We start from the raw sequence: 12132 nt of genomic DNA on the forward strand, positions 1-12132 counted from the left end.
TATTTTTAATAATGATACAGGGGTGTTGGGGAATTATGTTTAATAAAAAGATTGCATTTATCGGTACAGGGGTTATGGGAACTAGTATCGTAAAGCATCTATTGAAGGCGGGATACGAAGTAACGTTATATAATCGTACGAAGGAAAAAGCAATTCCTTTAATTGACCTTGGAGCTACTTGGGCTGATACACCTGCCCTTGCTTCTGAAAACAAGGATATCATTTTTACAATGGTTGGTTTTCCTAAAGATGTTGAAGATGTGTATTTTGGAGATGATGGCATTTTCAAAACAGCAAAAAAAGGTTCGACTCTCATAGATATGACGACTTCAAAACCGAGCCTTGCAGAGAAAATATATGAGGCAGCGAAAGAAAAGGGAATAATGAGCCTTGATGCACCGGTGTCTGGGGGAGATATAGGTGCAAGAAATGGTACATTATCCATTATGGTAGGTGGAGATGAAGAAGTTTTTAAAGAAATGTTGCCAATTTTTGGATTATTTGGCTCCAATATTGTTTATCAAGGAAAAGCTGGCTCTGGTCAACATACAAAAATGTGCAATCAATTATTAATAACGACGAACATGATTGGCGTGTGTGAATCCATTGCTTATGGAATGAAGGCAGGATTAGATTTAAATAAAGTATTAGTGTCGGTTTCATCAGGAGCTGCTGGCTCATGGTCATTATCAAATTTGGGACCACGTATATTAAAAGGCGATCTAGATCCAGGCTTTTATATTAAACATTTTATTAAAGATATGAAAATTGCTTTGGAAGAAGCAGAAAAAATGGAATTAGATTTACCAGGTTTACATTTGGCGAAAGAAATGTATGAGACGTTGTTAAACAAAGGGTATGGTGATTTGGGAACTCAAGCGTTAATTAAATACTACAATGTCTGAGTGGCAATTTTAAACTGATAGGGGCGATATTTTTGATTAAAGGCCAAAACCTGAGGAAGAGGAATCAATTCGCATTATATTGTTCCCTTCCAATTCTTTCATGGGCATTGTACGATTTTGCGAATACGATTTTTTCATCCAATATTAATACGGTTTTTTTTCCTTTTTATATGGATGAAGTGCTTGGAACAGATAGAGTGATGGAACAGGTTGCAAGCTCCTTTATTTCTTATGCCAATGCTTTTGCAAGTCTCTTTTTGGTGCTCTTTTCTCCGCTTTATGGTGTTTGGATTGATCAAACAGGTTATAAAAAGAGATTTATCGTTTGGTTTGCATCTATCTCAATATTTTTTACATTTATGATGGGAATTTTTGCTCAACTGGATGTTTCAAGTTATATTTCAGGATTGCCCCTCAGTTTGTGTTTCGTTGTTCTTAGTTTTGTCATTGCAAAATTTTGTTTTAATTCCAGTTTAGTGTTTTATGACACGATGTTAGGAGATCTTGGCACAAGTGAAGAGATACCATTAATTTCAGGATTTGGTGTAGCTGTCGGTTATTTAGGAACGATAGTAGGGTTATCGATATACTTTTTCGTAGCTGATGGTGGTTTTCATCGAGCTTTTATTCCAACGGCAATTCTTTATCTTATATTTTCCTTACCATTATTTTTCTTTATTAAAGATCGACCAATCCCTAAACATCAAAGAAAAAAGTTTGGATTTTTTAAAGGATATAAAGAAATTGTCGATACTTTTAAAGATATGAAAAAATATAAAGCAATTTTTACTTTCATGATTGCTTACTTTTTCTTAAACGACGCCATTGCAACGACAATAGCGATGATGGCAGTCTACGCAACAGTGATTGTTGGCTTTACTTCTGGGAAATTTATAATTTTATATTTAGTAAGTACCATATCTACTGTGATTGGGTCTTTCATTTTTGGCAACATTACAAAAGCAATTGGTGCCCGAAAAGCTGTTGCAATCGTAAGCATCATTATGATTATCGCTTTAATAATAGCGGTATGTGCTACACAAGAATGGATGTTTTGGATTGCGGGAAGCATGTTCGGTGTGTCACTTGGTTCCATGTGGGTAACCTCTAGAACATTGATTATTGAATTATCACCGGAGGAAAAACGTGGTCAATTTTTCGGTTTGTTTGCTTTTTCAGGAAAAGTTTCTTCTATTATTGGCCCAGCGTTATATGGAACGGTGACGTTCATGCTAAAGGATTATGGACCCCTTGCATCAAGAATTGCTTTAGGTTCTTTAATTGTATTAACGGTTATTGGTTTAATTGTTCATTTGCAAGTACAGCAGGAGCAACATTAAATTTAAATTATTACCATCTGAATTTATAGAAAAGTTATATTATTATATTTAGTTATATAGGAAGGAATGATGATAGATGGAGCAAAAAAGTATTTTACTAGAATCAGGAACCAACGAATTAGAAATTGTTGAATTTGAAGTAGGAAATAATAAATTTGGAATCAATGTAATAAAAGTAAAAGAAATCATACAGCCACTTCCTGTCACATTTATTCCTCATGCTCATCCGCATATAGAGGGAATTGTCCAGTTGCGAGGAGAAGTATTACCGGTTGTCGATATGTTGAAAGTGTTAGGAATACCAAATGCCTCTTATAGTGATCAGCAAAAATATATTGTTGCAGAATTTAATAAACAAAAAGTGGTATTCCATGTGGATAATGTTACACAGATACATCGTATTTCTTGGAATCAAATTGAAAAGCCTTCAGATATGTATCAAGGAAGTTCTAACCAAGTTATCGGTGTCATTAAAATAGGTGAATCAATGATATTATTACTTGATTTTGAGAAAATAATGGTTGATATTAATCCAGATTCCGGAATTAGCATGGATTCTGTAAAGAAACTTGGAAAGAGGGAACGATCAGAAAAAAGAATCATCGTGGCAGAAGATTCACCATTATTGCGTAAATTGTTAAATGATACATTAACAGAAGCAGGGTATGTTAATTTAGAGTTTTTTGAGAATGGTAAAGAAGCTTTTGAATATCTGGAACACTTATTAGAAACGAATGATGATATTACGAAGCATGTACAATTAGTGGTAACGGATATTGAGATGCCACAAATGGATGGACACCATTTAACAAAAAGAATAAAAACTCATTCAGAGCTACAAAAGTTACCGGTTATTATCTTCTCAAGTTTAATTACCGATGATCTTCGCCATAAAGGGGAAAGAGTTGGTGCAGATGATCAAATTTCGAAACCTGAAATTGGAGATTTAATTTTAAAAATTGATGAATTGATTTTGTAACATAGCACAATTTTAGGTATCCATCAATTCAATAGCTTTTTTCAATTCACATTTGTCGGATGCCTTTAAAGGCTCCGACGTTTTTGATTAATTTTTATTCGTTGAACCAACATTAAACATATGACAAAATATTCTTAAACTTAGAATTCGTATATAGAGAGTAGGGATTTTATTCGGTGAATGAAGTAAACATGGCGGTTATAGATATCGGTTCGAATACAATTCGCCTAGTGCTATACAGATATAGTCACGAAAAAGGATTACGTGAAATTGGAAATATGAAAACGGTTGCTAGGCTAAGGAAATATATTCAAACTGATGGATATATGTCTGAAGAAGGCATTGAAGTATTAAAAAATACGTTAATTTCGTTCAAGGAAATAATGCAAGATTACGGTGTGACGACCGTAAAGGCTGCTGCAACAGCTGCTATTCGACAAGCAAAAAATAATCAAGAAATCCTTTTACAAATGGAAAAAGATACTGGCATAAAAATCGATTTATTATCGGAAGATGAGGAAGCCTATTTCGGATATTTAGCAGTCGTTCATTCGATGGAGATCCCTTCTGCCGTTACAATTGATATTGGTGGAGGTTCAACGGAGATTACGTTGTTTATAAATAAAGAATTACAACATTCTATAAGTTTTCCTTTTGGTACTGTATCGTTAAAACAAAGTTTTGTTACCGGTGATAAAATAAACGAAAAGGAAAAATATCAACTATATCAAAATATAAAGAAATATTTTGAAAATGTAGCATGGTTAAAAAATGTTAAATTACCAATTGTGGGGATTGGTGGCAGTGCTCGAAATCTCGCGCAAATTCATCAGCATCTAATTGATTATCCAATATCTGGCGTCCATCATTATGAAATGAATGAAGAAACGCTAAAAAATTTGAGTGGTTACTTAGGAAAACAATCTTTTGAACAATTAAAGCAAATTGATGGATTGTCTTCCGATCGAGCGGACATTATTGAAATTGCTTTAGTCATTTTTAAAACTTTAATGGAAGTTGTGGATTCGAATTCATTTTACATTAGTAAAAGAGGATTGCGGGAAGGGTTAATCATGGATATCGTGATGAAATCGAATCCTGAAGTTTTTCAACCCTTTAACGTATTTGAAGATTATGCGAATCATCTAGCATTCAAATATGGGAGAACGGAGGCTGAAGTAGGTACATTAGTTACATTAATAGAGAATATATATATAGAAAGTTGTAAATGGAACTTATTTCAATTTAATGAAGAACATCTGAATTTACTAAAAAAAGCAGCAAGAGTATTTTCAATTGGAGATTATATCGAATTAGATTCATCGAATCAACACACTTTTTATCTAATTGCCAATCAATCTATTCCCGGATTAAACCATAAAAATCGGGTAAAAATTGCATTGCTTGCATCTTATAAAAACCGAGATTATTTCAGACGTCTTAGTCAACCGTTTCTGACATGGTTTACCCGTGAAGAGTTAAAAATTTTGCGAAATTTCGGTGCTTTATTAAAATTTGTATATTCCTTAAATAGTTCAAAAAGAAATATCGTAAAAAGTATTAAAATGGAATTACAAGAAAAGGATATCATTACTCTATTTGTTGTTTCGAAAGGGCGTGCAGTGGCAGAAATCCATCGAGCACAAAGCCAAAAGAAGCATATTGAACGATTATTTAAGAAGAGGGTAAAAATTGAGTTAATCTATGAAGGGTGGAATGAGTAATGACAGATGAAACAGGGCTGAACTCTCCTGAAAGGGAAAATCTTATAGATAATCATAAATTAACGGATATTGATAGAAGGAAAATATTGGATGAAATATCGAAACCTGAGTATTATAATAACCGTGAATTAAGTTGGTTAGCATTCAACGAACGAGTATTAGAAGAAGCGGAAGATGAAACAAATCCATTACTGGAGCGGTTGAGATTTATCGCAATCTTTAGTTCGAATTTAGATGAATTTTTTATGGTGCGTGTGGCTGGACTTCAAGACCAAGTTCGCGCGGGATTTCATAAACCGGAAAATAAAGCGGGCTTAACGCCCAAGGAACAATTGGAGAAAATTGCTGAAAAAACGCAAGCGCTTGTTCGTAGGCAAATGGAAGTTTTTCGTCATTTAATATTCGAGCTATTGCCAAAGGAAAATATCTACTTAACAGATATCAAATCATTATCGAAAGAACAGCAGCAATATATCAATGAAATGTTTGAAGAAACCATTTTCCCTGTACTAACACCCATAGCAGTAGATGCTTATCGCCCTTTTCCTACATTACTTGGAAAAACGTTAAACTTGCTTGTTTTGTTAGAAGATACAAAAGTGTTAAGCGAGTTTAACGAAAAAGTTGCTATTATACAAGTTCCATCTGTATTAGATCGCTTTATTGAAGTACCCGCAGGCCCTGATCAAAAAGTATTTGTTCTATTAGAAGATGTCATTACTTCACATGTAGATCGACTATTTTATGGCTATAATGTGAAATCGGTACAGGCTTTCCGATTAACGAGAAATGCTGATTTAACAATTCATGAAGAAGGCGCTCAAGATTTACTCGTTGAAATCGAAAAGGAATTGAAAAAAAGAAAATGGGGAATTGGAAGCCGTCTTGAAGTTCGCGATGGAGAAATGAATGATGACGTTTTAGAATATTTATTAGAAGAATTTGAAATTAGTGAATCCGATGTTTTTAAAATTGATGGCCCCCTTGATTTAACGTTTTTATTTAGTTTTGTGAAGAAGTTGTCTCAAGGAAGAGAGCATTTATTATTTGAAAGTTTTATTCCTCAACGTCCATTAGATTTAGAGTCTGATGAAGATATTTACGAAAAGGCGCTAGAAAAGGATTTATTTTTTCATCATCCATATGAATCCTTTGAGCCTATTGTGGAATTTATTACAGAAGCGGCGAATGATCCGACAGTGTTAGCAATCAAACAGACTTTATATCGAGTAAGCGGTAATTCACCGATTATTCAAGCTCTAAAACAAGCGGCTGAAAATGGGAAACAAGTGACAGTTTTAGTAGAGTTAAAAGCACGTTTTGATGAAGAAAACAACGTGCATTGGGCGAAGGAGCTGGAACAATCAGGTTGCCTTGTGATTTATGGAATGCATAACTTAAAAACCCATTCAAAAATAACCCTTGTAGTTCGACGGAAAAATGGAAAAATAGAGCGTTTCGTCCATTTAGGAACAGGGAATTATAATGATGCGACAGCTAAAACATATACCGATATGGGGATTATTACAACGAATAAAGAGTTTGGTATAGATGCAACGAATTTCTTTAACTATTTAAGTGGTTATACGGAAAAGCCTAGGTTCCACCATATTGTCGTATCACCTTATGATATTCGTGATAAATTTATTGAAATGATTGATCAAGAAATTGAGTTTCATAAAAAATATGGAAATGGATTCATTCGTGCAAAAATGAATGCGTTAACTGACAAAGATTTAATTATGAAATTGTATGAAGCTTCCATAAATGGTGTTAAAATTGAATTACTAATACGAGGTATTTGTTGTTTGAGACCTGGTATACCAGGCATTAGTGAAAATATTACGGTTACTAGTATCGTCGGTCGATTCTTAGAGCATTCGCGCATTTATTGGTTCCATCATAACGGAGAAAATAAAATTTATTTATCTTCAGCCGATATGATGACTCGGAATATGGTGCGTCGAGTGGAAATACTATTCCCAATCTATTCTGCTGAAATTAAACAACGAATAATGCATATTTTTTCAACACAACTAGCTGATAATGTAAAGGCTCGTGTTCAAGATTCAACAGGAAAATATCGATATAAGGAACGTAAAGAAGGCGAGTCGGTAATCAATAGCCAGGAGCTATTTATTTTAGAAGCAACTAGTACAGTCATGATGGAGGAATAAGAACTGTATTGAATGCATGGTGTAGTTTAATTGAATAAATGACCGGACACATAAACTACACCTTTTTATACATTTACATAGTAATGGAGGAACATCGATGATTAACTTTCCAGCCAATACAGAAAAAGATTACTTACAATATGTCATGAAACTTAACCCTTTTAATGCGATTGTCATATTAAAACAGTTAAGGGCTGGAAAATTTTCTGTAGAAATGATTAATTCCAGTGCTTACAAATTAACGCCCAATACTTTTGAAAAAGGGATGGACGCTGAACATTTTTTTGAGCTATTAAATTGGAATGAAATCAAAAAAGTGATATTAGAAAAGCAAGAGAAAATTCAATACATAACAATGAATATGGATGAAGAATTGCAAATGTATGTGGAACCGATTAAGTTTCATGACGAATTGTATTATGCGGTCATCATGAGTCAAGGGAAGGAATTTAGCTATATATCGTTTATTGATGAAAATACAGGATTGCTAAATCGAAGAGCATTAAATTTTCGTTGGGATGAGAAATATCGTAACTATAATCATGATATGAATCTATCAATTTTATTGGTAGATCTTGATCGCTTTAAAAAGTATAACGAGTCGTTAGGAAAACAAAATGCAGATATAATGATTAAGCAAATTAGTGAGCGATTTAAGCGATTAAAAGGAAAAAACATTGAATTATATCATTATAATGGTGATGAATTCCTTTATTTAATGAAGCATTATCTTCGAGAAGAAGTGGAACTTCTTGCTAACCAAGTGTTAGAGGAGTTAAAAGTACCTTTTATTATAGATGGACAAGAATATTTTGTAACTGCATCCATTGGGATTGCTACATTAAATTCTGAGCAAAAAAGAGATTTTAACTCATTGTTGCATCAAGCAGAACAAGCACTATTTTATGTGAAGACTCATGGCCGTGCTCATTATCGTTTCTATCGTGAAGAAATGAGTAAAGATTTTAAAAATGAAGTGCTGATGGAAGCTCATTTAAAACGGGCGATCGAGTTTAATGAATTATCCATCCACTTGCAACCGCAAGTAAATTATTTAACGAATGAGATTGATAGTTTTGAAGCTTTACTCCGTTGGAACAACCCGAAGTTTGGTTATGTTCCACCATCCCAATTTATTCCTTTAGCTGAATCAAGCGGTTTAATTATTGAAATAGGAGATTGGGTGTTGGAACAAGTTTGTAGTTATCAGCGAGAATGGAGAAAAAAAGGATATCGTCCTGTAAGAATTGCAGTAAATATTTCACCAATGCAATTTAAACAACTAAACTTCCCGAATAAAATTGAATCCGTATTAAAGAAGTACGAGGTTGACCCACAATTTATTGAACTGGAGATTACAGAAAGTTCAATGGAAAATGTAGAAGAAACGGAAGAAATATTGAAAAAGCTAAAAAAGCTCGGTGTTTATGTATCTGTAGATGATTTTGGTACAGGTTATTCTTCTTTAAGTTATTTAAAAAAATACCCGATTGATATCATCAAAATCGATCAATCTTTTATTTCGGATATTAACAAAGATGAAAAAAATGAAGCCATAATAAAAGCGATTATTTCTTTATCACATCATTTAGGGATGGATGTGGTCGCAGAAGGTGTGGAAGAAAAATATCAAGAATTATTTTTAAAGGAAAATCGTTGTAAAAAAGGACAAGGTTATTTGTATAATAAACCGATGCCGGTGGAAGAAGTTATTAAAAAATATTTAGAATGTAAATAAATGCAATTCGTTTAGGATTGCTACATAGCTTCCAATTTCAATAACCCGAATAGTGACATGATCACTATTCGGGATTATTCAAACTTCCATTGTTGGAATAAAAAACAAAGGAAAAAGTAGATTAATGAATAAGTAAAGATTACTTTTCTACCAATCAAATACAATCTTCGACACTACATATGTCGAAGATTTTGATAATTGAAATAATTTTAAGAAAACAAAACCTAGAAAATATTATACAACAATTATACTAAATGTTAAATATGTAAAAATATAGTATATTTATTTTTTATTTACAAATAGCAAAAGTTGAATTTTCGACAAACTTTGCACTTCTTTTCTTGTACAATAGAAATGAATGGTTATTCATTCATATACGATGGGAGGAATGTTTATGTTAAACAATGAAACGATTATCGTAACAGGCGGCTCTAGTGGAATGGGACTGGCTATGGCAAAAAAATTTGTGCAAGAAGGTGCTAATGTCGTTATAACTGGTCGAAATGAAGAGCGTCTTGAAAAGGCAAAAAATGAGATTTCACAGTTTGGCAATACAATTGAAACGTTTCAGATGGATGTTCGAGATGTGGAACAAGTAAAGGCAACGGTTCAATATACCATTCAACGATTTGGAAAAATTGATGGATTAGTAAATAATGCAGCAGGAAACTTTATTGTTGCAGCAGAAAAATTATCGCCAAATGGTTGGAAAGCGGTTATTGATATTGTTTTAAATGGAACATTTTATTGCTCACAAGAAGTAGGAAAATATTGGATTGAACAAGGGATAAAAGGAAAAATTTTAAATATGGTAGCCACATATGCTTGGCAAGCAGGTGCAGGGGTCGTTCACTCCGCAGCAGCCAAAGCAGGAGTATTGTCATTAACTCGTACTCTTGCTGTTGAATGGGGACACAAATATGGAATACGTGTAAATGCCATTGCACCAGGACCGATTGACAGAACGGGTGGTGCAGAAAAACTTTGGGAATCAGAAGAACAAGTAAAACGCACGATTGAATCCGTCCCTTTAAAACGTCTAGGTACACCAGAAGAAATTGCGGATTTGGCAGCATTCATGTTATCTGAAAAGTGTGCCTATATGAACGGAGAATGTGTAACGTTGGATGGCGGCCAATGGCTCAACCAATTTCCATTTTAATTGAAATCTGTCGTTTTTATTAAGAAGAATAAAAAATAAAAAAAAGAAACATACTCTTCTTAAGACTAGAAGGGAGAGTATGATGATGGGTGGATGGACCATTCCGACAATTATTGTAGGCTTAATTATTGTTGGTGTTTCGTATGTCATGACTGTAAGTGTCATGAAGAAAACAGAAGAGCGAGCTTCCGCTATGGATACACCTATTAGTAAAACTGTTCGAGAACATCCAATTTTAATGAATCCAATCATTATTATGTACATTATTTTCGGTATATTTACTGGTATCATGATTTTTTACTATTGGGCAAAATCTGCTTCTTATTAAAACAAAAAATCCTTCAACCCAAAAATTCATGTGTCATTGTCATGGTCATAAAACTGTCAAATATGATATGATAGTGGTAACTGGGGTCCTCATGGAAGGGGTTGAAGGATTTGATTTCAACAAAGACAAGAGCCTTTTTGGAAACGCCGATTAGTGATTTTATTATTCCGGCAGAAAAAGTAGCTCATGTTTTAGTTGGAAATAGTGCTGAACATGCATTGTTAGTTCTTACTAAAACAGGTTATTCTCAAGTACCGGTATTGGATACGAAGTTTCGAATTCATGGTTTGGTAAGTTCAAAGATGATTACCGAATCAATACTTGGGCTAGAGCGGATTGAGTATGAAAAATTAGCTCATATTAAAGTTGATGACTGCATGGATCGAAATGTCACATATTTAAAAATCGATGATACGATTCAAAGGGCATTAGATTTAGTCATTAACCATGCCTTTTTATGCGTTGTAGATCATGAAGGCACTTTTGCAGGGATATTAACGAGAAGAGTGATTTTAAAGCAATTAAAAAAATATATTTATCAAGTATTAGATTATTAATTGAACAATCATCGGCAAAATCCATGGATGAAAAGGATTTTGTCGATTTTTATTGAATTTTTATGTATCGTATTTTTTTGGAGTGATTGGATGACAACGACAGAAGCAGAAATTATAAAAATATTAGCGGAAGAACGAAATATGCGCAAGGCAGCAGAACGGCTATTTATTACACAACCTGCGTTATCTCAACGATTGCAATCGATTGAAAAATATTGGGGTACTCAATTATTCATTCGTTCTCAAAAGGGATTGATGCCTACACCTGCAGGAGAATTAGTTATTCAATATGCAATTGAGACATTGCAAAAAAAAGAAGAAGTTTTTGAAAGGATTCAAGCTCTAGATTCAAAAGTGCATGGTACATTAAAAATCGCTTGTGCCTCCATCGTTGGAATTAACTGGTTACCAAAAGTGTTAAAAGAATTTGTCACAACTTATCCAGATGTTAAAATTTCATTAATTACCGGTTGGAGTTCTGAAATTGTGAAAGCTCTTTATGATGGGGAAGCCCAAGTTGGTATTGTCAGAGGCCAGTCAGAGTGGAAAGGGAAAAAGATGCACTTATTCCGCGATACAATGTATCTAGTAGATAAAGAAATTGAAAGATTAGAAGAAATTTTAACGACGGAACGGCCATTTATTCAATTTAAAAGCGATTCCAATTATTATCAAGAAATTCAAGTTTGGTGGCAAGGACACTTTGCATCTAGCCCTAAAAGACAAATCATTGTAGATCAAATTGAAACATGTAAGCAAATGGCGCTCAATGGTATTGGATATGCGATTTTACCTTCTATTACATTAAATGGAGGAGAAAATGTAAATAAAATTGCATTAACATCTGGAGATACAGATATTGGGCTAACTCGGGATACTTGGCTGATTGGTTATGAATCCTCCTTCCGATTACGTCAAGTGGAAGCTTTTGTTGAAGTAGTGAAAAAACATGCTGATTCAGTAGATGAGTCCCAACGATAATTTATTGATGAAAAACAATGGCGAAATATGAACAATAGTATGTATTTGAAAAACTAATTCTCAATAAACAAATAAAGAGCGAATGGAACGATTTTATTCCATCCGCTCTTTTTCTATGTGCGCCCGGCATGTACATGAACTATAGGGTGTAAGTCCCGAACCCCGAAGACAGAAGTAGAGGTTAGCCAAGAGCAAGGGTGTCCGTGGTGACGCGGAATCTGAAGGAAGCTGGAGGCAAAAC

Annotated in this window: 10 protein-coding genes; all 10 read left to right on the forward strand. The window is 33.8% G+C overall.

Features of this window, described 5'->3' with window-relative positions; translation table 11 throughout:
• The first annotated feature begins 35 nt into the window (after positions 1–35).
• The 10 genes from HF990_RS08990 to HF990_RS09035 all read left to right on the forward strand — a co-directional run bounded on the left by HF990_RS08990 (position 36) and on the right by HF990_RS09035 (position 11891).
• The gene (locus tag HF990_RS08990) at positions 36–905 is read left to right on the forward strand and encodes an NAD(P)-dependent oxidoreductase (protein WP_016838266.1); all 870 of its coding nucleotides are present in this window, start codon (positions 36–38) and stop codon (positions 903–905) included.
• A 32-nt stretch (positions 906–937) separates the two neighbouring features.
• Positions 938–2245, forward strand: coding sequence for an MFS transporter (locus HF990_RS08995; RefSeq protein ID WP_168412446.1), 1308 nt, complete (start codon positions 938–940; stop codon positions 2243–2245).
• 76 nt (positions 2246–2321) lie between these two features.
• Entirely contained in the window at positions 2322–3224 is a 903-nt protein-coding gene (locus HF990_RS09000; protein ID WP_016838268.1) for a chemotaxis protein, read from the forward strand.
• 176 nt (positions 3225–3400) lie between these two features.
• On the forward strand, positions 3401–4948 hold the full coding sequence (locus HF990_RS09005) for a Ppx/GppA family phosphatase (RefSeq protein WP_168412447.1): 1548 nt from the start codon (positions 3401–3403) through the stop codon (positions 4946–4948).
• On the forward strand, positions 4948–7125 hold the full coding sequence (locus HF990_RS09010) for an RNA degradosome polyphosphate kinase (protein ID WP_247595867.1): 2178 nt from the start codon (positions 4948–4950) through the stop codon (positions 7123–7125). Before HF990_RS09005 ends, HF990_RS09010 begins: the two co-directional genes overlap by 1 nt.
• A 97-nt stretch (positions 7126–7222) precedes the next feature.
• Positions 7223–8863, forward strand: coding sequence for a putative bifunctional diguanylate cyclase/phosphodiesterase (locus HF990_RS09015; RefSeq protein ID WP_016838271.1), 1641 nt, complete (start codon positions 7223–7225; stop codon positions 8861–8863).
• 394 nt (positions 8864–9257) lie between these two features.
• Positions 9258–10025, forward strand: coding sequence for a 2,4-dienoyl-CoA reductase (gene fadH / locus HF990_RS09020; RefSeq protein ID WP_168412448.1), 768 nt, complete (start codon positions 9258–9260; stop codon positions 10023–10025).
• An 82-nt stretch (positions 10026–10107) separates the two neighbouring features.
• On the forward strand, positions 10108–10353 hold the full coding sequence (locus tag HF990_RS09025) for a short-chain dehydrogenase (protein ID WP_247595868.1): 246 nt from the start codon (positions 10108–10110) through the stop codon (positions 10351–10353).
• A 110-nt stretch (positions 10354–10463) separates the two neighbouring features.
• The gene (gene cbpB / locus HF990_RS09030) at positions 10464–10910 is read left to right on the forward strand and encodes a cyclic-di-AMP-binding protein CbpB (protein ID WP_016838274.1); all 447 of its coding nucleotides are present in this window, start codon (positions 10464–10466) and stop codon (positions 10908–10910) included.
• Positions 10911–11000: 90 nt separating this feature from the next.
• Positions 11001–11891 (forward strand): LysR family transcriptional regulator, encoded by an 891-nt coding sequence (locus HF990_RS09035; RefSeq protein WP_096550548.1) that lies wholly within the window; start codon positions 11001–11003, stop codon positions 11889–11891.
• Positions 11892–12132: the final 241 nt, after the last annotated feature.

The organism is Ureibacillus thermosphaericus, assembly GCF_012396605.1.
Taxonomy (GTDB): domain Bacteria; phylum Bacillota; class Bacilli; order Bacillales_A; family Planococcaceae; genus Ureibacillus; species Ureibacillus thermosphaericus.